The 26,775-nt window shown below is 41.6% G+C and carries 1 protein-coding gene; it reads left to right on the forward strand.

Annotated features, from left to right (window positions below):
• Positions 1 to 26,775, forward strand: a complete 26,775-nt coding sequence (locus BUR11_RS21135) for a DUF7507 domain-containing protein (RefSeq protein ID WP_074226980.1) — start codon at positions 1 to 3, stop codon at positions 26,773 to 26,775.

Consider the following 26,775-nt stretch of genomic DNA (forward strand, 5'->3'; position numbering starts at 1 on the left):
ATGAAAAAGAATTACTTTGAAATATATTTTTTAAAATCAGAATTAGGGATTAAAGCTATTTTGATAATATTTTTTATATTATTACCCTTTTCTATTTATTCACAGAATAGAATTATTGTTAATCCTTCTTTCGAGACCGGGTCTATAGTTCCTCACAGTTCAGACGCTTTTCCAGCCTCCCAAGCAGCTCCAAACCCACAAATTGATGGTTGGTATTCTAACCACCCCCCTTTAAATAATATTGAATTTCCTATTGAACATTGGAGATCTGGCTTTAACGGAGTAGCCTCACAAGATGGAGATTATTTTGTAGAATTGAACGTATCAGTTCCTGCTCGATTTTATCAATTTGTTTATTTAGTAAATGGAGAAACCATTGATTGGAGATATTATCATAGGAAAAGGATAAGTTTTTCAACAGAGGAAATACAGTTTGCAATTTTTTCAGAAGATGGTAGTAATTTAATTAAAACTGTAGATAAGCATATTGCCTCCAGCATTTCAAATTGGGATGAAAGAATTGGAACTCTTGTCTGGGACCAACCTACCGGTGTTTATCAAATAGGTTTTGAATCACTTACAGGAGGTGCTGCAGCGAATTTCCTAGATAATGTTTCAATTGGCCTCCTTCCTTTAGTAGAATTTACCCAGGGCTCCATCCGGGTAAATGAAAATGATGGATCCTTCATGCCCTATCTTCAAATCGAAGGGCTAGTAAAAAATTTAGCAACTATTACATTTTCTGTTGTAGGCGGAGATGCTGTAGAAGGCGTGGATTATTCCTTTCCAAATAAGTCCATCACCATAAACCCCGGAAGTTATTCCAAAACTGACTCAATTCCTTTGGGCTTTACCTTAATAAATAATACAATTCCATCTGGGAATAAAACTTTGAATCTTCGAATAAGTACCGTCACAGGAGATCTTTCTGCACAAGATTCAGATGGGGACGGTTTTAATGGAGATTTGATTCTAACTATAGTTAACGATGATCAGCTTGCCAATAATCCTAATCTTTGGTTAAAAGCAGATGAGGGAGTGACGAATAGCGGAGGTAATTTGACAGGTTGGATAGACCAGACAGGTATAAATACCTTTACTGTGAATGGCGCCCCCACAGTATTAACTAATTCTATCAATTTCAATTCGTCTATTAATTTTACAAATCCAACAAGCCCTGGATTACCCGTTAATGGATTAATAGGTGATGCCGGAATCAGCGGAGTAGAAGTATTTGGAGTATTTAAATACAAAGACCAACTAAATCAAGGGACTATCCTGGGAAATGCAACGGGTGAGGGAGGATTTTTTGCAGGGTTATTTAATTCCATGCTGAATCGGGACATCAATCGTAACGAACAGTCATTTGCCAATTCAAATCTATCCACTGTTTTTTCAATTAGTACAATAGATTTAGCACCCACCCTTGCTGATGCAAAGGTTAACGGAGGGACAGTTAATGTACTTCAGGATCTTGGAGTTGACTTTTCCGTTATTAACCTGACTCCGGCTATTGGCGGAGGAGTCAGTGTAGGAAGGTTAAGCGGAGATTTAGCGGAATTACTTGTTTATCCAAGTTCTTTATCAGCCGTAGAAAAGAGGAAAATCCATTCATATTTAGCAGTAAAATATGGTATAACACTTGACCAGCAAATTTCCTCCTATATCACTTCCAATGAAACACTAATCTGGGATAATCCGACTTATTGGAATGATGTTTTTGGAATAGGGAAAGATGATGCAAGTGGCTTGAACCAAACTCAATCAAACAGTATCAACACAGGAAGCGGCGATGGCACCGGCCAAAGCGGAAAAGGAAACATAGTAATCAGCAATCCTTTATCCTTGGAAGATGGCGACTTTTTGATGATCGGTCATGATGCTGATGCATTAACCGAACAAACCAATGAAGTACCAGCAAGTCTGGCTGGTGCAAGTCGAATTGGTAGAGAATGGCTAGTTAAGCATACGGGGGATGTAGGTACAGTTAATCTTAGATTTAATATTAATGGCCTTTCTGTTACTGGTACTACTGCTCCTGATTTTAAATTACTGATCGATACCGATGGTGATTTCAGCTCAGGTGCATCTGAAGTGGGAGCAACAGCTTTGACGGGAGGAGTGGTATCTTTTGATGGGCTGACACTGGATGATGGCAGTTATTTTACTTTTATTACTGGACCTCCACCTATTTTATTATCAGCCAACTTATGGTTAAAGGCGGATTCAGGAGCTGGGAATAGTGGTACCAGCCTAACTAGTTGGGTTGATCAATCAGGTATCAATACTTTTTCTTTGGTAGGTTCACCTACTTTTAGAGAGGAAAGACTCAATTTCAATCCATCTGTTAACCTCACAAATAGCTCAATTAGTACTACTCCTGTAGATTATTTGGCAGGTAATACAGAAATAACTGTAGTCGAATCTTTTTCTGTTTATTCAAGATCAAGTACAGTGAGTGGAGCCTTAATAGGAAGCAGCATCCAAACACCTTCAGGTACTGGCAAACAAATTCTCGGAGGATTTAATGGGAATGATGCCTACTTAAGCAATGGAGTTTTATCCCAATACTATTATCTATCCTCCTCAACCTTGGCACCTAATCGATTCAGATTGGTCAATGTAGATTTGGCAACTGGCGGTACTGCAGCTTCAGCTACTATTGATGGGGCCAATGAAGCAGTAAATCCTGTAAACGCCACCTTTAGTAATATAAGTTTAACACCTTGGATTGGTGGAACGAATAATACTGGAGCCACCACCTCCAATATTTGGAAGCAGTTTAATGGAGAAGTTTCCGAAATAATAACATTTCCGAAAAGTCTTTCTGTTTCAGAAAGGAAAGTGGTTTTGAGCTATCTGTCACTAAAATATGGTATTTCGCTAGATCCTTCAATTTCTAGTTATGTGAGCTCTACTGGAACTACAATTTGGGATAATATTCCCTTTTGGAATGATGTATTTGGGATTGGAAAAGACGATGCCAGCGAATTAAACCAAATGCAATCCAATAGTTTAAACACGGGCTCAGGTAACGGAATCGGACAAAGTGGAAAAGGAAATATTGTTTTGAGTAACCCCTCCTCATTAGAGGATGGAGATTATTTAATAATTGGGCATGATAACGGGGCATTAGCTGAGCAAGATACCGATGTTCCTCTTGGTCTCAATATGTTCCGTTTGGGCAGAGAATGGAAAGTACAACGAACAGGGGATCCCGGGACGGTAAATTTGGAATTTGATTTTAGCGGATTGACAACTTCAGGCGGCACCACAGAAGTCAATAATTATCGATTACTGATCGATGTAGATGGAGATGGAGATTTTACTACGGGTACTGTAAACCAAATTGTACCCGATGCTTTTGTTAGTCCCAAATTGATTTTTAACGGAGTAAATCTACCAGATGGAGCTGTATTGGCTTTTGCAACTGGCTCGGCCACGGCAAGTTGGACTTTAACCAAACGAAGTTCTTCAACATCCTTTAGTACAATTGGTTTTGGATTGCCTTATGAGTTTATAGCCACCAATACTGGAAATGTCAGTATTTCAGGAATTTCAATAAATGACCCACTAATTCCAAACTTATTACAAACCCCAATCCAGGGAACCGATGTTGGAAATGATGGGATTTTAAGTCCGGGGGAAGCTTGGAGATATGTGGGGGCTTTCACGACGACTCAGGCGGATTTAGATCGAGGTTTTGTAGAAAATACCGCAACGATTTCTGGAACACCTTCAGGAGGAACTTTACAGGATGCCGTTTCAAACACAGTAAGGGTCACAGCTGTTCCGAATCCATCTTGGACTTTAACCAAACGAAGTTCTTCAACATCCTTTAGTACAATTGGTTTTGGATTGCCTTATGAGTTTATAGCCACCAATACTGGAAATGTCAGTATTTCAGGAATTTCAATAAATGACCCACTAATTCCAAACTTATTACAAACCCCAATCCAGGGAACCGATGTTGGAAATGATGGGATTTTAAGTCCGGGGGAAGCTTGGAGATATGTGGGGGCTTACACGACGACTCAGGCGGATTTAGATCGAGGTTTTGTAGAAAATACCGCAACGATTTCTGGAACACCTTCAGGAGGAACTTTACAGGATGCCGTTTCAAACACAGTAAGGGTCACAGCTGTTCCGAATCCATCTTGGACTTTAACCAAACAAGTATCTTCAACTACATTTGATGCTACCGGAGTGGGATTGGTGTATCAATTTACTGCCACCAACACTGGAAATGTAAGCATTTCGGGTATTTCAATCAGTGATCCTCTGTTACCAAATTTATTACAAACTCCTATTGACGGAACTGACATTGGGAATGACGGGATTTTAAGTCCGGGGGAAGCTTGGAGATATGTGGGGGCTTACACGACGACTCAGGCGGATTTAGATCGGGGTTTTATAGAAAATATCGCAACTATTTCAGGAACAGCGACAGGAGGAAACTTGGCAGATGCTATTTCTAATACTGTAACTGTCAATGCAGTAAAAAATGCATCAATGACCTTGGTGAAATCTATCACCAGTTCAGAGACCACTTATAATCAAGTAGGTCAAATAATCAATTACAGACTTGAGCTGACCAATACTGGAAATGTTACTCTTGAAAAGTTAAATGGGACCTATGTGATTGATCCTAAGTTTAGCAACCTTTCACAGGTACCTGATGCCGGTTCAGATACCAATGGTGATGGAAAGTTGAGTCCAGGAGAAGTATGGGTATTTACTCCTTCTTATTCTGTGAATCAACTTGATTTAGAAAGAGGGCAAATTATTAATACTGCAAGAGGGAATGCAGTGGTATCAGGTTTACCAGATATAATTGTTAATTCAAATACAGTTACAATCAATGCTGACCAGCAATTGACTTGGGATTTATCAAAATCCAGTAGCGCCACAAGCTTCAGTTCTCTTGGAGAAGTCATACCCTATCAAATTGAATTGGAGAACACAGGAAATATTAGAATTATTGGAGCTACCATAAACGATCCATTGATTTCAAATTTGACTAAGTCCGGTGGAGATTTAGTGAATTCTGGCGTATTAGACCCCGGAGAAATATGGACTTTCTCCGGTAGTTATACCACAACTCAAGCTGATATAGACCAAGGATTTGTGGAAAATACCGCCACTGCGACAGGAAATACCCTTGCTGTAGGTGCTATGCCAGTTATTAATTCCAATACAGTTAATATTCCAGCTCTTGCCAATCCAAATTGGACCTTATCTAAATCCACAACTGCAACATCCTATGATCAAATAGGAGAATTTCTAATTTATGAAATGGTGCTTTCCAACACAGGAAATGTTTCCATCTCAAGTATTTCGTTGGATGACGCAGGATTGTCTTCGGGGCCAACTCTAATTGTAAATTCAGATCAAGGATCAGATTCAATTTTGAGTCCTGGAGAAGCATGGACTTATTCTGGATATTATTCTATCACCCCTGCAGATATTGATAGAGGAAGTTATACCAATATTGCAACCGCAACAGGTAGTCCATCATCTGGAACTTTGAATGATGTAATTGCTTCTGTGACCACCAATGCTGACCAACTACCCTCAATTCAAATAATCAAAACAAACAAGACCACTAGTTATTCAGCAGTAGGTGATCTGATCAATTTTGATATAGAAATCATTAACACAGGAAATGTAAGCATTTCCTCCATTTCGGTTACTGATCCAAATACCAGCATTTCCGGTGTTCTTAGCGGAGATAATTCCAATCCAGGCGTGTTGGATCCAGGAGAATCTTGGACTTATTCGGCTACCCATACTGTGACTCAAGCTGATTTGGATGCCACAGTTTATAGTAATATCGCCCAGGTAACAGGTACGCCAGCTGGTGGAACTTTGGCTCCAATTTCAAGTAATCAGGTTACGGTACCAGCAGTGCTTTCTCCACAAATCAATTTGAATAAATCCAGCACAACCTCTAATTATACCGCAGTAAATGAGGTAATTGATTACATCTTGGAGGTAGAGAATGTTGGAAATGTCATTTTAAATAATGTCACAGTAACAGACCCATTGACAGGATTGAATCAGAATATTGGCTCTATTTCTCCTGGTCAAATTCAAACGGTCTCCACTTCTTATGCGGTATCACAAGCAGATTTAGATAGAGGACAGGTAGATAACAATGCTTCTGTATCAGGTAGAGATCCTAGGGGTGGACTCTCAACCGATTCAGACGATTTGGTAATTTTAGCTGGTCAGTCTGTAGCCTTGGATCTAGCTAAATCAGTTTCGCCAAGCACTTTTGTCAATGCTGGAGAGTTAGCTACCTATACTTTCGTTATTGAAAATACCGGTAATGTAACGTTAGATAATGTAGAGTTAAATGATCCACAAATTGGCTACACAGGGATTTCAGTTGAAACCCTTTCCCCTGGACAGACTGCATCACTTTCCTCAGTTTATACAGTTACCCAGCAGGATATCAATAACCAAACTTTGATCAATACAGCAACTGTTACGGCAACTGATCCAAACAATAATTCAGTTGAAGAAATTGATAGAGCCTATATAGTGGCAGAGGATTTTGGAGCCATCGAAGTGCTAAAAACGGTGTTGAATAAGACCTATACCGCGGTAGATGAGGTTTTGAGCTATCAGATTGAAGTAAATAACATTGGAAATATCACCATTGAAAATATCAATGTGACGGATGACCTAACAGGGTTAAATCAAAATATTGGAACGCTTGCGCCGGGACAATCCAACGTCTTAACCACAACTTATACAGTCACTCAAGCAGATTTGGATAATGGTAAAATCGAGAATCTGGCTTCTGCTACAGGTGTGGAACCAGCACCCCTTTCACGTCAGGTTTCCGATAAAGATATTGCTATTGCTCAAGCTAGATTATCTCCAAGTTTGAAGATTAAAAAGACTGCGCAACTTGCTACTATTCAGCAGGCGGGTGAAGTTATTCCATACCAACTTGAAATAAATAACTCTGGTAACCTCACCCTAGATAATGTTGAAGTTTTTGATGGAAATACCAACCTTCAAGTCCTAATAGGAAGTTTGGCTCCCGGTGCAGTTACAGTTATTCCAACTACTTACACAGTTGTACAAGCAGATATCGATGGTGGAGGAGTAGAAAATATTGCAAGTGTGACTGGGGTAACTCCGTTGGGAGTAAATGTCGCTAGCAAAGACAAAGATTATGTACCTGCAGTAGTAGATCCAGAATGGGAGTTGAGAAAATCAGCTCAACAGGCAAATTACAATGCAGTAAATGATGTATTGACTTACCAGTTAATTTTGGAAAACACTGGAAATGTTTCCATTACAGGTATTTCTGTGTCAGATCCAAATGCAGTGGTTTCCTCTTTATTTACCGGTGATGGTGCTACATTAAATACATTGGATGTGGGAGAAAGCTGGACTTATACAGCAAGCTATTCTATCACATTGGAGGATTTGAATGCTGGAAAATTTACTAATACTGCTACAGCTTCAGGTACGGCCGCTATAGGAACCCTGTCAGATGCAGTTGGTTCAGCTACGGTAAATGGTATTCAAAACTCATCGATTGATATTAGCTTCACACCTGATAAAATTGAATATAGTACTGTTGGCGAAGTCATCAATTTTGAATTACTCATAACCAATACTGGAAATGTAACTCTTACTTCAATAAAGATTCCATCTCCGTTTGGATCAGGTGGAAGTAACTTTAATTCGATCTTCCCAAATCAAACAATAACTGTAACTCCAAGCTACACAATCACTCAAACTGATTTAGATAGAGGGTCATTTAGTTCAACTGCAACAGTACTAGCCACTACAATAGGTGGAGGAACTGTAACAGACAGTGAATCTGTGACACTTAATGCGATAAAAAACCCTTCTATTACCTTGGTGAAATCCATCACCAGTGCTGAGTCTAGCTATGATCAAGTGGGACAAGTGATTGATTATAGAATTGAGCTTTCCAATACAGGTAATATAACCGTAGAGAAAGTAAATAATAGATATGTGGATGATCCTAAATTTCCAAATCTTTCACAGGTACCAGATCCAGGTTCAGATACGAACTCTGATGGAAAGTTAAATCCAGGTGAAACATGGATTTATACACCGTCTCATACAGTTAATCAAGTAGATATTGATAAAGGGTTTATAGAAAATACAGCTAGATCAACCGTAGCAGTAGTAGGAATGCCAAATCTGGTAGTCGATTCTAATAAAACTATTATCAATGCTGATCAGCAAAATAGTTGGACCATCACTAAATCTTCCATCACTCAGGATTATACCTTCCTCGGTGACGTAATTTCCTACCAGTTGGAGCTTGAAAATACTGGAAACCTTACAATAATCGGAGCGACGATTGTAGATCCCATACTTTCCAATTTGACAAAAATTGATGGAGATTCTTATCGTAGTGGAATATTGGATCCAGGTGAAATCTGGACCTATACAGGAACCTATACAGTCAATCAAGCAGACCTGGATAGAGGCTTTGTTGAAAATATCGCAACTGCAAATGGAACAACCTTATCCGCAGGCCCGATGCCTAGAATTACTTCTAATCCGGTCAGGGTAAATGCTGTCCAAAATACTTCTATTGAATTAGATATTACCTCTTCTCAAACTTCATTTTCAGCTGTAGGAGAAGTGATTAATTTTAGAATGTCTGGGACAAATAACGGAAATGTGACTTTAAGAAATGTCATGGCCCAGATACCGGAGACGTTATCATTTTGGACAATAGGTAATTTAGACCCAGGCATTACAGAAACAACAGACGAGTCTTACACCGTCCGACAACGAGACCTAGATCGAGGCTTTATTTCTTTATTCTCTGAATTAGCTGGAAATTCTCTTAATGGGGTTAAAACAAGTGATCTTGACACCTTGGATTTTCAGGCAATTCAAAATCCTTCCTGGACATTGACAAAATCAAGCTCCACCTTAGACTATGATGCAGTTGGAGATGTAATTTCATACCAAATTTTACTAGAAAATACAGGTAATATTACTGTTATAACCGCGGTTACAGCGGATCCCCTGCTTGGAACTAATTTATTGAAAGTTAGTGGAGACGCTACCAATCCGAATCAATTAGATCCGGGTGAAATCTGGACCTATACAGGAACCTATACTGTCAATCAAGCAGACCTAGAAAGAGGGTATGTGGAGAATATAGCTACAGCAAATGGAATAACCCAAACTGCTGGTGCGATGCCTAGAGTTACTTCCACTCCGGTCAGGGTAGACGCAGTCCAAAATCCTTCAATTGAATTAGACATTACTTCCACTCAGACTACATTTTCAGCTGTAGGAGATGTGATTAATTTTAGAGTGTCCGGGACAAATACAGGCAATGTGACATTAAGTAATGTGACGGCACAGATTCCTCAAACTCTCGAATTATGGCGGGTCGGTACTTTAGTTCCAGGAATCACAGAGAATTTAGATCGTACGTATACTATTGATCAATCAGACATTGATCGAGGCTTTATCCCTTTATTCACTGAAATAGGTGGAAATTCTCCAAGTGGAGTTCGAACTACTGATCTTGACACCTTGATTATTCAAGCAATCCAAAATCCTTCCTGGACATTGACCAAATCAAGCTCTACTTTGGACTTTGATGCAGTTGGAGATGTAATTTCATATCAAGTTTTACTTGAAAATACAGGGAATATTACTGTAGATTCCCCGATTACCACAGATCCTTTGGTTAGAAATTTAATCAAAGTCAGTGGAGACATAACCAATCAAAATGAATTGGATCCGGGTGAAATCTGGACCTATACAGGAACCTATACAGTCAATCAAGCAGACCTGGATAGAGGCTTTGTTGATAATATCGCTACTGCAAATGGAACAACCTTATCCGCAGGTGCGATGCCTAGGGTCACTTCCAATCCAGTCAGGGTAAATGCAGTTGTAAATCCGAATATCAACATTATTAAGACTGCCAATAAAACGGGTTACAGTCAGGCAGGTGAAACAATAGAATACTTCTTGAATATTAATAATTCAGGAAATGTGACATTAAACAATTTCACAGTAGAGGATATCACCACAAGTGATTCATTTAATGTGCCTAATATCTCGCCTGGACAAACCCGAACTTATACCGTCACCTATACAGTGACTCAAGCGGATATTGATGCGGGTTCTATTACCAATGTTGCCAGCGTTTCGGGAACCGATCCAAACGGATCACCTTTGGCGCGTGGAGATGACCTGACCATCAATGCAGCTCAGACTCCTCGAATTACGATCGATAAATCGACTACCACCACTCAATTTGCCGCTGCAGGCGAGGTGATTCCTTATACAATTGTTGTCGAAAATACAGGTAACATCACGATCAATAATCCTGTTGTCACCGATCCAAATGCTGATACTGGTCCTACCTATATTTCAGGAGATCTTGCAAATATAGGAGTCTTGGATGTTGGTGAAATCTGGACTTATCAGGCAAGTCATACGGTAACTCAAGCGGATGTAGATGCTGGTTCATTTACAAACTCTGCTACCGCAAGCGGTACTCCAGTGGCTGGTACATTAATTCCGGAAACTTCTACAGTCACTACTCCAGGAGACCAAAGCCCGGATTGGGATGTAGAAAAAATCAATACCAATTCACCAAGTGGATATGCGAACCCAGGAGAGATACTCACCTACGATATCATTGTCACCAATACGGGGAATATTTCTATCTCCACTATAAATGTTTATGACCCTAAAGCTAGTACGGGACCTACTTATTCTTCAGGGGACGTGGCGAATACAGGTATCCTCGATGTAGGTGAATCTTGGACTTATCAAGCGACTTATACGGTTACTCAAGCAGATATTGATGCGGGTAGCTATACCAATGCAGCTACTATTGATGGTAGTTCGGTAGTAGGGACTCTACCAGAAAAAACAGATAGTGAAACAGTAACTGCGACAGGCAGTCCAAGTTGGACCTTAGATAAATTTGCCTCACCACCAACATATATCCAGGCAAACCAAACCATTACTTATACTTTTGTTTTGGACAATACGGGTAATGTAAGTATCTCAAATGTGGTATTGACTGATCCAAATGTCACAACAGGACCGACTTTGCAGAGTGGGGATACAAATAGCAATAACAAACTTGAGCCATCTGAAACCTGGACTTATACGGCTACTTATCAGATTACCCAAGCTGATATTGACGCGGGTACTTTTACAAATACCGCAACTGCAACAGGTACGCCTGCTCAAGGATCACTAAGCTCAGTAACTGCTGTTGAAACTATCAATGCTGTAAAAAATGCAGAACTAACGGTAAATAAATCAGTTAGCCCAACCACATATGATGCTACAGGTCAGGTCATTACCTACACTTTGGAAGTGGCTAACTCTGGTAATGTGACACTTTCGGGAGTTCAGGTATCCGATCCTGAAATCAATTTATCGCAGACCATTCCAACGCTTGCTCCAGGACAAGTTAGAACCTTGACAGGTACCTACACGGTAACTCAAGCAGATATAGATAGTGGTTCGATCAGCAATACGTTGACTGCCACTGGAACGGATCCGGATAGTAATTTGGTAACAGATAACACGCAGGTAGATGCCAATGCTGTCCAAAATCCTGATTTGGAAATTCTAAAAACTACCAATGCTTCAGGCTATGCCAATGCCGGAGAAGTCATTGACTTTACCATTGTTATTGCAAATACTGGCAATGTTACGCTTAGCAGTCTAAATGTCACCGATCTACAAACAGGACTGGATGTTACTAGACCTACATTAGCCCCAGGTCAAGCCTATACAGTTCATACCAATTATACTGTCACTCAACTTGATGTAGATAACAGTACGATTACCAATACTGCAGACATTTCAGCATTGACTCCGGGAGGAAATACGATCACAGCTACTGATGATATAACAATTACAGGGGCATTTACTCCTTCGATTGATATTAGTAAGACAGTTCTGAATTCTGGTTTTGACCAAGCAGGAGATGTCTTGGATTATGTCATTGTCATAGAAAATACAGGAAATGTTGATTTAAGCGCAGTTGAAATAACTGATCAATTGACTGGTGATGATATTCTGGTAGGAGATATGGCCCCGGGTCAGACTTTGACCTATACTTTGCAATTCACCGTCACCCAAGCGGATGTAAATGCCGGGACAATTACCAATTCTGCTACTGTGGAAGGAATCGATCCTAAGGCAGGTACTGTAACCGATACAGCAGATGATGTATTGGGTGGCTCACAAAATCCAAGGCTGACTTTAGAGAAAACAAATGTCAATTTTGTCAATACTGACCCTGCTGTTGGGGATGTGGTAGAATACCAATTTATCGTGACCAATTCTGGAAATGTGACCATTACGGACATTGAAATCACTGATAATTTAGCTACTCCATCAACCATTGTGGTGGGAGATTTAGATCCAGGACAGTCTTCTACTGTGACAGCTACCTATACGGTTACACAGGCGGACATTGATCGAGGACAAATTGTCAACACTGCAACTGTTACCGGAAAAGATCCAAATGGCACAGATATTACAGATCAAGACACAAATTGGATTGATGGTAACCCAACGGCAAGAATTGACATTGAGAAAATAGCCAACGCTGCAGGATATTCTTTTGCAGGAGAGGTAATCTCTTACTCCATCGTGGTTGTCAACAATGGAAATACCACACTGGAAAATATCAATGTGGTAGATGCCAAATTGAATTTCCAAGATGCCATTGGTACGCTTCTACCTGGCGAGAAACGGACCTATACTCCAACTTATATTGTCACACAGCAGGATTTAGATTTGGGAGAAATCCTAAACATTGCCTCTGTATCTGGAGTAGAAACAGGCCTTGGAGTAACAGTAGCTGATGTGGATGCAGCAAATCTGGTGGGTAGTCAAACTCCGAAAATCAGTCTTAAAAAGCAGGCTTTGACCACTGGATATGATAATGCAGGTGATATTATTGAATATGAATTTACTTTAAGGAATACCGGAAATGTTACCCTAAGTAATGTTCGCATTTCAGATCCATTGATCAGTCCTACTTTATTGGTAATTCCGGATTTAGCAGTTGGGGCCACCTATACCAGAGTAGCTTCCTACACAGTAACTCAGGATGATATCAACGCCGGATCTGTGACCAATACTGCGCAAGCGGAAGCAACAGGACCAAAAGGACAGCGGGTATTCTCCAGTGATAAGGCAATGGTCGATGCAGCTCAGAATCCAAACTTTGTATTTGTCAAGACTTCCACTCCTAATCAGGTTGATGCTGTTGGCGATGTGATCACTTATACATTGAGAGTTGCCAATGCAGGTAATGTTTCCATATTTAATGTGAATGTGACGGATTCTTTGGTACAGTTGGATCAAACAATTACTAGACTGGATCCAAATCAAACTCAGGTCTATACTGCTACCTATACGGTAACTCAAGCTGACCTGGATGCTGGAAGAATTACCAATGCGGCTTCACTTGTAGGTTCTGATGCTTTGGGTAACAACTACAACAGAACCTCATCTACTGTGACTGATGTAGATCAAAATGCCAACATCTCAATTTCTAAGACCGCTGATGTCAGCCAGTTTGATGCTGTTGGCGATGTAATCAATTACACCATTGTCGTAGAAAATACAGGTAATATTTCTGCTGAAAATCTGCAGGTAACTGATCCAAAAACCAATGCACCGACTTACGTGTCTGGAGATACTGGAGGAGATAATATTATGTCTCCAGGTGAGATTTGGACCTATACCACCAGCTACACAATCACACAAGATGATGTAGATAGTGGAGGATTCACTAACGATGCGAATGTTTCTGGAACGACTTCTACTGCAGGTCCGGTTTCTGATCAAACTGACATTACAGTAGATGCTGATATTCAGGCTAATTGGTCAATTGAAAAATCAGTAACAACAAGTCCGGCTTCTTATCAATCAGTAGGTGATGTTTTAGAATATCGAATTGTTATTACCAATACTGGAAATGTAAGAGTTGGCAATATTACCGTATCCGATCCAAAAGCAGATGCAAGTCCGGTTTATGTTTCTGGGGATACAAACAATAATTCCAAACTGGATTTGACAGAATCTTGGACTTACACTGCTGAGCATACTGTCACTCAAGCTGATTTGGATTTGGGTACTTTCACAAATATTGCGACTGCTTCTGGTCAATTAACAAGTGGCAGCATTCCAAGTGTGACAGATTCGGAAACAGTTACCGGACAGCAAAATCCATCCTGGACACTCAACAAGGAGAGTACTACTCAGCCTAATTCTTACAATAAAGTAGGCCAAGGTCTTACTTACAATATTATTGTGAGCAATACAGGAAATGTAAGTATCAAGTCAGTAAATGTTACTGATCCAGGAGCGACTTCTGGACCTACCTACAGATCGGGAGATACGAACAATAACAAGGTTCTGGAAGTAGGTGAATCTTGGACTTATTCAGCAAATTATACAACCAAGCAGGCAGACATAGATGCCGGCCAATATGAAAATACCGCTACAGCGACAGGTAAAGCTACTGGTGGTACTTTAGGAATAGCTTCGGATAATGAAATTATTCCAGCAGTTCAAAATGAAAGTATAGACATTGCGAAGTCAGTAACTCAAAATGGATATTTCCAAGTAGGTGAAGTATTGAACTATACCTTGGTAGTAGAAAATGATGGCAATGTTACTCTGACGAATGTCTTGGTGGAAGATCCGAATACAGGGCTTTCCGATACCATTGCAAAAATGAATCCTGGAGATAGTAAAACCTATCAGGAAACGTATACAGTGACTCAGACTGATATCGATCGGGGTCAGATAGAAAATATCGCCACAGTAACAGGTACTACACCTGATTTGGCTACGATTTCTGATACTGCCATCGAAATCATCAATGGAGCACAAACTCCGGGATTGAACCTTTTCAAAGATGTTCAGCAAAGCGGCTATTACTTACCGGGTGAAGTCATCAACTACAGCATTTATGTCCAAAACCCTGGAAACATCAATATTTTCAGTTTAAATGTAGTTGACAACAAAGTAGGCTTGGATACGACATTAGCTGTACTTGCACCTTCCGAGATTGTTCGATTTGATGTCGATTATACGGTCACTCAGGTAGACATAGATTTGGGAAGTATTACAAATGTCGCTTCTGCTTTGGGCAGAGATTTCAATGGAAATATCCTGACGGCGACGGATTCCAAAACATTGATTGGAACACCAGATCCAAAAATGAAGGTTTCCAAAACCACCCCGACTCAAAACTATGATGCAGTTGGTGATGTCATTGAATACCATATTTCGATCACCAATACTGGAAATCTAACACTCTTTAATGTTCAGGTTCAAGATCCGAATGTTATCTTTACCAGTACTTTACCGATCTCCTCCCTTGCACCAGGCCAGACCGTTATTGTAGATGCCGAGCATGTTGTGGTACAGGCCGATCTTGATGCCGGTAAATATCTTAATACAGCAACTGTCTCAGCAAGTGAGCCGGATGCAACTGTGATTACAGCGAAAACCAATCAAATAAGAGTTCCGGCAGTTCAAAGCCCTAATATCAATGTTAAAAAGGATAGCTCAACTCCTAACTATGATCAAGTTGGAGATGTAATAGATTACAGCTTTGTAGTTGAGAATACCGGCAATGTCACCCTGAAAGAGATTGAGCTGACTGACCCTAAAGCACAGCTTACTTCTTCGAATCAATTTACCACACTTGCACCTGGTCAATCGGTTACTGTTACAGGCGTTCATACTGTCACACAAGCTGATCTGAATGCGGGGGAATATGTAAATACAGCATCTGTAAAGGCAAAGGATACTAATTCTAAAGAGTTTAAGAGAAATTCAAATCAGGTAATTGTTCCTGCAATTCAGAATCCTAGTTTGGATATAGTAAAAAGTTCTGCACAGTCCACGTATTCGACTTTGAATGAAGTCATCAATTATGAATTTGTAATAACTAATACGGGTAATGTCAGACTTACAGATACGAAAGTTATTGACAATACTATAGTTGTTGCTGGTAATTCATTTGTCCTTAATCCAACCGAGGTAAGGACTGTAACAGCTACCCATACTGTCACACAGGCGGATCTCGATGCAGGACAAATTGTAAATACTGCAACGGTACAAGCAAAAGATCCGAAAGGGGCTCAAGGTTCTGCTGTTTCCAATACTGTTACCCTTACTGCAGTGCAAACTTCAGGTCTTCAAGCGGTCAAATCTTCTTCTGTTCAGACCTATAGTCAATTGGGAGAGACTATTCAATACTTGATCGCGGTGACAAATACTGGAAATGTCACACTCACAAACTTAGTGACAACAGACGCGAAGGCGACAGTTAATGGAGGTAGTCCAATACCAAGTTTATCGCCAGGACAGACTTTAAATGTTTCAGCTTCTTATCAGGTAACGCAAGCGGATATCGATGCAGGAAGTATCGTTAACGTCGCCTCTGTCAATGGGGTAGATGTGAACTCCGATCCAGTCAGTACAATCACAAATTCTGTGACTCTAACAGCTGTTCAGGATGCTGAAATTAAGGTTATCAAAACCGTTAATCCGCTCTCCTATGATTTCCTTGGAGAGGTTCTCAACTACACTTTGGTTGTCGAAAACACAGGAAATGTAACCCTGGATCAGGTGAATTTAGTGGATGTTCTCACTTCAGTAGATGATACTATTGGCACTTTAACACCTGGACAGACTTACACGACTACGGCTTCCTACACGATCACTCAAAATGACTTGGATACCGGTTCGGTTCCAAACACTGCTACCGTAACTGGCGTGGATCCAAATTCAGTGACAGTTACGGATACAGACAGAGAAGAATCAATCGGAGTTCAGAATCCTCAAATTGACATTCAGAAATCAGCGGATGTAAGTTTGGTAAGAAATGCAGGAGATTTGATTACCTACACTTTTGTAGTGGAAAATACCGGTAACCAGACCCTCAGAAATGTAGAGATCGATGATCCGAGAATTCCTTTCAATCAAGTTGTAGGTACACTTTTACCTGGGCAAACAGAAACATATTCTTCAGTATATACAGTTGCTCAAGCTGATATTGACAGCGGTTCTATTGATAATAATGTAACGGTTACCGGAGATGCTCCTACTGGACAACAGGTCACCGATACTGATCAAGTGACGGTTGCTGTGGATCAAGCTGCAAGAATTGACCTGACAAAAACAGGAGATAAATCGTTCTTTAATGCTGCTGGAACTCCAATTAATTACAGCATTGTAGTTGAAAATACGGGTAATGTTACCTTGACTAATGTCAACACGACGGATCCTAAACTCGGAATATCGGAAACAGGTACTTTGGCACCTGGAGCCTCATTTACCTACACTGGAGTTTATACCACGACTCAGGCTGACCTAGACAATGGTAGCTATGTGAATACAGCTTCGGTAAAAGCTACTCAACCAGCTGGGCCTACCTTATCAGCTTCGGACTCATGGACTGCTACAGCTGTTCAGTTTAGTAATCTGGAGGTCAAAAAGACTGTAAGTCCTCTAGTCTTTGCCAATGCTGGAGAGATTTTAAATTATACTATTACCGTAGTCAATAATGGCAATGTGACCTTGAGTCTAGTGAAGACGGAAGACCCAAAAACTGGTTTGGTTGCATCTGAGCCTACTTTGGCACCGGGAGCTACCTTGACCTATACTACGACATACACGGTAACCCAGCAGGATGTTGACAATGGATTGTTTAGAAATATAGTACAGTCCGTAGCCAATAAGCCTGACGGAAATAAGGTGACTGGACAGGATGATGCCATTGCAATTTCGAATGGAAAAGGTGGAATAGAATTGACGAAAACAGCTCTTTCCAATACTTATTCTCAGGTGAATGAAACGATTGATTATGAATTCTCCATCACCAATATCGGTACGCTCACTTTGGATAATGTGCAGCTGGTTGATAGTAAAATAGGCTACAGTCAGACAATTGCTTCCATGGCTCCAGGACAGACGGAAGTATTCACCGCCACCTATAATGTAACTCAAGCAGATATTGATGCAGGTTCTATTTTCAACTCAGCGACAGTTACATCAATAGATTCTAACAGCAAGCAACAATCTGATTCGGATGATGCGCTCGTGGATGCCTCGCAAAACCCACAAATCAGCCTTGCCAAATCAGTAAATCAATCGGTGATTTCGGCTCCTGGAGTAGACTTGACCTACACATTTGTATTTACCAATACTGGAAATGTGACATTGGCGGATACGGAATTGGCAGATACCATGCTTCCTGGATTTAGTCCAGCTCCCTTTGATCTGGATCCAGCCCAATCAGTAACTATCACTGCCGTATATCAAACCACGCAAGCAGATGTGGACAGAGGATTCATACTCAACTTTGCCAGAGCTAAAGCAAATGATCCAAATCTGAAAGCTGTATCTGATATAGATGATGCTTTGGTGCTTGTTCAGAGAAATGGTGCAATAGATATTCAGAAAACAGCTGATAAAGCTTCCATTTCAACAGCTGGAGAGGTAATCACTTATACACTGGTGGTTTCAAATGTTGGTAACCTGACACTGAATGATGTTACTACTGATGATGCGAAAACCGGATTAAGTGAATATTTAGTATCTCTTGCTCCTGGAGCATCAGTGACTTATTCGGCTACTTATACCGCGACACAAGCGGATATTGATGCAGGTAGCATCCTGAATGTGGCCACTGCCGAGGGAATAACCGAATATGGTTTTGCAAGAACCGATACAGATGATGCGACTGTAAATGTTTCGCAAAATGGAGGTATTTCGCTCACTAAGACAGCAAATCCACAGACCTATGCGGTGCCTGGCGAAGTCATCACGTATACGTTTGTAGTTGAAAATACAGGAAATGTTACTTTGGCTCCGGTTACATTGTCGGATGCTGCGCTTTCATTTACTCAAAACTTCAGTAGCCTTGCCCCAGGTCAGACAGCAAAAGTCACTGCTACCTATACGGTAACTCTTTTGGATCTGAATAGAGGTTTTATATTCAATGAAGCCACTGCAGTGGGAACTGGTCCGAAAGGAAAAGACTTTAGAGCCATCGATACTGAAAGAATCACGGCATCAAACGCTCCGGCAATCGGAATTACTAAAACAGCTAATGTAAACTCTTACCAAAATGTAGGAGATCTGATTGAGTATACCCTACAAGTTACCAACACAGGAAATACATCCTTGGTAGGTGTTACTTTGGTAGATAAGCAGATTCCAATTGTACAGGTGAAAGCAGGTATGGTACCTGGTGAAGTTTGGACTTATACTGCTACGCATACAATCAATCAGGCAGATATCGATGCTGGGTCACTTACCAATATTGCTACAGTTACAGGCTTCTCCCCTCAAGGAACTGCCGTGAATGGCCAAGCATCTGTGACTATCGATGCAAATCAAATCCCTGATATTTTATTGACGAAAACTGCCGATGTAAATCAGGTAAATGCTGCAGGTGATGTGATCAACTATAGCTTGGTAGTAACCAATACAGGAAATGTCACTTTGGAAAATGTATTGTTAGTAGATCCTCTGACTGGTCTATCTTCCAATATCGGAACAATGATTCCGGGGCAAGTTGTACGTGATACAGAAACTTATCAGGTAATTCAATCAGATATTGATGCTGGGGCAGTTATAAACGTGGCGACAGTTACTGGTGAAGATCCAACTAATCAGCCTATTCAAGAGACCGCTTCTTTAATAGTTACAGCAGCTAAAGATGCTGAAATAACGATCACTAAGACATCAGATATTTCTATTTATAATTCTGAAAATCAAGTAGCGACCTTTACACTCACTGTAACCAATAATGGAAATGTCACCTTAACGGATGTGGAGGTCACAGATCCTTTAACCAACTTGACAGTGGATGTAGGTGATATGGTTCCAGGAGCAATCAATAGTTATACTACTTCCTATACTTTCACTCAAGCTGATGTAGATCAGGGAAGTTTGGTAAATACAGCTACAGCAACCGGATTGGATCCTGGACTAGTACCAGTTACTGATAGTGATCAGGTTACTTTATTCTCTGTAAGGCAACCAGATATTGAGTTGACCAAAGCATCAGACAAATCAACTTATGCTGCAGCTGGAGAAGCCATAACCTTTACTCTTGTCGTGAGGAATACAGGAAATGTAACTTTGGATAAAGTAAATATTACTGATCCTTTGACTGGATTGGGCCAAGGCTTAGGAAGTCTTGCACCGGGTGCTTCCCAGACGGTTACAACTGTTTATTCTGCTACTCAAAATGATGTAGACTTTGGCATTATCTATAATTCTGCAACAGTTAGCGGTATAGATCCTAAAAAGCAAAAAGTAAATGATTTTGCTTCCTCCTCACTTACAGCGGTTCAGAATCCTGGCATCAGTCTTACTAAGACAGCTAATCCGACTACTTATTCACAGGCAGGGGATCAGATCAGCTACAGTCTGGTAGTGACTAACACAGGCAACGTGACCTTGGACAATGTAACGGTGAGCGATGCGGGAACGATGCTGAGAAATCCATTCGTGGGTACTTTGCTACCAGGTCAGGCGGCAACTGTTTCGGCAACCTACACGATTACCCAGGCAGATGTGGATGGCGGCAGCTATGTGAATTCGGCAACTGTGACTGGAGAAGATCCGAACAGTGTGATCCAAACAGCTACGGCTTCAGCCACGGTGACAGCAGTTCAGAGCCCTGGTATCACATTGACGAAAACTCCTACACCGGGGGATTACAGCCAATTGGATGAGGTGATCAGTTACGGCTTGGTGGTTACCAACTCAGGAAATGTAACCTTGAGTAGTGTTGCTGTAAGCGATCCGGGCACTACTTTGACCAATCCAAATGTAGGTACTTTGCTCCCTGGACAGAGTGCGACAGTTGCAGGAACCTATACGATTACCCAGGCAGATATTGATAACGGAAACTTTGTAAATACGGCCACAGCAACTGGCCTGGATCCTGCATCTACAACTCTGAGCACAACAGCGACCGCAACAGTGATTGCTGTTCAGACACCAGCTCTGGATCTGAAGAAAACGGCCAGTCCGCCTACCTTCAGTCAGGTTGGTGAGTTGATCAATTATACTTTAGAAGTAGAAAATACAGGTAATGTGACCTTGACCAATGTGGTGGTCAATGACCCACTTGCCAACTATATTTCTCCAAGCTTTACACTAGTTCCAGGCCAGACCGAATCGGTATCCGGAATCTTAACTATTACCCAAGCTGATTTGGACCGAGGCTATGTGGATAATATTGCCACAGCGGTAGGTACAGATCCTAACAGTGCGGTCTTGACAGTGACTGCTCCTGAGCGAATAACTGCAGGTCAGAGTCCTTCAATCAGTCTGGAAAAAACAGCTGACAGACAGACTTATGATCAAGTCGGGGATGTGATTACCTATACACTTGAAGTGGAAAACAAGGGTAATGTGACCCTGTACGATGTGGTCGTGACCGATCCTCTCCGCAGCTTTACCTCTCCAACACTGCCAACACTGGCTCCTGGCCAAACCGCAAGCTATTCAGTAGGCTTGACGGTGACCCAGGCAGAAGTGGATGCGGGAAGCATATTGAATACTGCTACGGCGACAGGTGTATCTCCTACGAATGTGACAGTGGATGCAACAGATGACGAGCTGGTTCTTGCAAATGTAGCGCCTGCTCTGGATCTGATAAAAACTGCCAATCCGAAGATCTTTGTGAATGCTGGCGAAGTGGTTACCTATACCTTTGAGGTGACCAACGTGGGCAATGTGACTCTGAACAATGTTGTGTTAAGTGATCCGCTGATTCCATACAGCCAGAGCATAGGCACTATGGTACCTGGAGACAGCCAGACCTTCACTGCTACATATACACTAACGCAAACAAATATTGACAATCAGTTCCTGATCAATACGGCAACAGTGACTGGAACTGCTCCTGATAATAGTACGGCAACCGCAACTGACAGAGCCTTGATCGCAGCACAGGATTTTGGGGCGATAGAAGTGGATAAGGTATCTCTCAATAAGGTATTCAGCACTGTAGGCGAGCTAATTGAATATGAGATCACCGTGACCAATATCGGTAACGTGACGGTAACCGGAGTTGTCTTGACTGATGATCTGACCGGACTGACGCAAACCATCGGCACTATGGCGCCAGGTGCAAGTTCGGTTTATACCACATCTTATACAGTGAAGCAGTCCGATCTGGATGCAGGCCTGATTACGAATGTGGCTTCTGCCAGCGGAGTAGAAAACACTCCTTTAGCAAGACCTGTAAGTGATAAGGACAATGCGGTGTCTGTCGCAAGCAGACAACCAGGTATCAAACTTGATAAACAAAGCAGCACAACAAGCTATGCTCAGCCTGGTGATGTGATCGACTATACTTTGACGGTAAGAAACATTGGAAATGTGACCTTGGACAATGTCGAACTGTCTGACGTCTTGACTGGAATTGTACAGCTTTCTCTAGACAAACTAGCTCCTGGAGCAGTGACTGTAATAGCAACCAGCTATACAGTGAGTCAGGCAGATATTGATGCAGGCGAAGTGGACAATACGGCAAGTGTGAGCGGTGAAGGTCCAGGTGGAAGAACAGTTTCCTCAAAAGATAGAGAAACCGTGCTAGCAATTCGTGCAGGTGGGATCCAGTTGATTAAGACAGCTACGCCGAAATTGTATGCCATAGCAGGGCAGGTCATCGATTATACCCTGGAAGTGACCAACACAGGTAATATTACTTTGGACAATGTGAACATAACTGATCCGTTGACCAACTTGAACCAGAACATTGGAATATTAGTGCCGGGAGCAATGACGGTGATTCCGACCAGCTACACGATTCTACAGTCGGATTTGGACAATGGAACGGTGACCAACACGGCTACAGCTGAAGGCACGGATCCGTTCAATACGACCTTGAGCACAACAGACAGTGAAGTAGTCAGATCAATTGGTGTTTCCAGATTGGAGCTGACCAAAACAGCCAACCCGACGACTTACGATCAGGCTGGAGATGAAATCAGCTATACCCTGACGGTTACCAACACAGGTAATCTGATCCTGAACGATGTGGTGATTACAGATCCATTGACCAACCTGACATACAACGTAGGCACGCTGGCACCACAGCAGAGCGCTACAATAAATGAAACATATTCAGTAAGCCAAGCAGACGTGGATACGGGATCAGTGGTGAACATCGCGACTGCAACGGCCAAAGACAGCAAAGGAGCAGACAAGTTGACCACAGCCACAGCGACAGTCACTGCAATTCAAAACCCAGGTATCAGCCTATCTAAATCAGCTAATCCGGCCACCTATTCACAGGCAGGGGATCTGATCAGCTACAGTCTGGTTGTGACAAACACAGGCAACGTGACCTTGGACAATGTGACGGTGAGCGATGCGGGCACGACTCTGAGTAGTCCATCTGTGGGCACTTTGTTACCGGGTCAGTCGGCAACTGTTTCGGCCACCTACACGGTAATGCAGGCAGATGTGGATGTAGGTAGCTATGTGAACACGGCTACGGTGACGGGAGAAGATCCGAACAGTGTGATCCAAACAGCTACAGCTTCAGCAACTGTAACAGCTGTTCAGGCTTCCGATATTGAACTGACGAAAGTAGCAGATGTTACCACTTACGATCAAGCAGGTGATGTGATTACTTATACCTTGACTGTAGCCAATACAGGTAATTTAACCTTGGATAATGTAATCTTAACTGATCCATTGACAGGATTGAATCAAGTAATCGGTTCGATGACTCCATCACAAGTGGTGGCGGTAACTGAAACTTATACAATTGCTCAAAGCGATATTGATGCTGGTCAAGTGGTGAATGTAGCAACAGTGACTGCAACGGATGCAACTAACGCCAACTTGACCGATACTGCGACTGCTACTGTGACAGCAGTTCAGTCCCCTGGCATTGATCTGACGAAAACTTCAGACGTAACGACATATGACCAGGTAGGTGATGTGATTACCTATACCTTGACAGTGACGAATACGGGCAACGAGACCTTGGATAATGTGACCTTGACTGATCCATTGACAGGCTTGAACCAGGTTATTGGCACAATGACACCTGCCCAAGTAGTGACAGTTACAGAAAATTATACCATAGCCCAAGCTGACATCGATGCAGGCCAAGTGGTGAATGTAGCGACAGTTACCGCAACTGATGCAACCAATGCCAACTTTAGAGACACGGCAACAGCTACGGTAACAGCAGTTCAGTCCTCTGGTATTGATCTGATGAAAATAGCAGATATTACAACTTACGATAAGGTGGGTGATTTGATTACCTATACCCTGACAGTGACGAATACGGGCAACGAGACCTTGGCCGATGTGACCTTGACTGATCCATTGACAGGCTTGAACCAGGTTATTGGCACAATGACACCTGCCCAAGTAGTGACAGTTACAGAAAATTATACCATAGCCCAAGCTGACATCGATGCAGGCCAAGTGGTGAATGTAGCGACAGTTACCGCAACTGATGCAACCAACGCCAACTTGAGCGATACTGCGACTGCGACTGTGACTGCGAACCAATCTTCTGGAATTGCATTGACGAAAATAGTAGACGTAACGACATATGATCAGGTAGGTGATGTGATTACATATACCTTGACGGTTACGAATACAGGAAATACGACCTTAAGCAATGTTCTTACAACAGATCCATTAACTGGTTTGGTAGAAACTAATCCTGTTTTGGTTCCAGGAGAATTAGTGACATTTATTGCAACTTATACAGTAACTCAGACCGATTTGGAAGCTGGAAGTATTACTAATATTGCTTCAGTTATAGCACAAGATCCATCTGGTAATGATGTCGAAGCAAATGATACAGTAATCGTAACTACAGACGCTAAACCAGCTCTTGAGATTACCAAAACAGCCGACAAGGATTTTGTTATTGCAAGCGGCGAGGTTATCACTTATACAGTTACAGTTACAAATACTGGAAATGTAGAACTAGCTGATGTTCAGTTAACCGATCCATTGACAGGTTTTGATACAACGATTCCGAGCCTAGCTCCTCAAGAATCACTTGACTTTGTAACGACATACACCGTGACTGATGCAGATGTTGCGGCAAATAATACAATTGTAAATATTGCCTACGTGACAGCTCCTAATCCTGTAGGAGGTGATCCATTGACTGATGAAGATGATGCAGTGACCCAGGTTTCTTGTAATGGAGAGACTTTAGTGACCGGTCTTCTTTATAATATCATTGGCCAGGAAGGACTTCCAAGTGTTCCTGTTATCCTTCTTCCAGGAGAAAATACGTCTGGAGATACCTTGATTAGCATCACCAATGGATCAGGTAGATATGAATTTAAAGGCGTGGCCACTGGTGACTACACGATCAAAGTATTGGATGAAAATCTAGAAATCACCAAAGGTCTGCGGGCTATCGATGGGGATTTGGCCTCAATCACTGTTGAGCCATGCGTTTATAATCCTGTTGATTTTAGATATGCAAGAGTAGGTTCAGGAACTGCTGTAGAAAATCCATCGCTGAGAGGATTTATATGGTATGATCTCAATGGAGATGGAATCGAAAATGAGTGGTTTGATGCCAATGATGATGGGGAGGTTACTAAAAACACTATCACATCAGGGCAATCTATCAGTATTTCCAATTGGGAATGGATTGATCTCAATGGTGATGAAAGTTATGAAGGAGATGAAAACCAAGGTGAGTTGAATAAAGCTGGCTTTGGAAATCCTGGAGGGGAAAATATCCTGATCAAAGGACCTAATGGATACGAGGCGACAGAATCTGTGAGCCAATTTGGATACTGGAGACATATTTTAACTCAGCCTCTTCCGTATGGAGAATACGAAGTGACTTTAGTGCCTGATCCTGTATTTGATGCTCAAGCATTGACCTTTGGAGCTTCTGGATTGGTGAAAGTTCTTCCTGATCCTTCAGGAAGAGTTCTGGGCGCTCAAGATATCAATGGTTTGGTATGTGAGGTGACAACTCCTTTGGTTCAGAATGGATCTGTAAGTAGGGAGGACCCAACCAACTTCAATTTTGATTATGGTGTGAGGTGCTTCACTGTTCCTGATGATGTCGACCTTTCAGTTGAAAAGACTTCTTTTGAAGTGGAAATCTTTGAAGGAGATGAATTTGAATACCAGATTACAATCAAAAATATCGGTGGTTTTGATGCGACGGATGTGATTCTTATTGATAACCTGCCACAGAATGTGACTTATTTGAGCAATGAAGTCATTTCTAACACAGGTGGAACGGAGTTTACATTTGCTGTTATTGGAAATCAGCTGACATGGACAATACCGGTATTTGCTGCCGATAATGAAATAGTATTTAAAGTAAAAGTAAAAGCAGGTGACCCAGGCTTGATTACTAATTTGGCAGAAATCAGCTCAGCTGAAACAGACACTGATGAGACAAACAATCAGGATGACGATGTGAATGAGATCTTACCATTCCACATTCCGAACGTGATCACTCCAAACAACGATGGAGACAATGACACCTTTGTGATCCAGGGACTTGGCAAGTTTGCCAGCAACGAAATTGTTATTTTCAACAGGTTTGGTGATCACGTCTTTGAAACTGAAAATTATCAAAATGATTGGGATGCTCAGGATCAGGCTTCTGGTACTTATTTCTATGTTTTATCAGTAAAAGATAAGGATGGTAATGACCATGAATTCAAAGGTTGGATCCAAGTAATCAAAAAATAG

The organism is Algoriphagus halophilus, assembly GCF_900129785.1.
Classification (GTDB): Bacteria; Bacteroidota; Bacteroidia; order Cytophagales; family Cyclobacteriaceae; genus Algoriphagus; species Algoriphagus halophilus.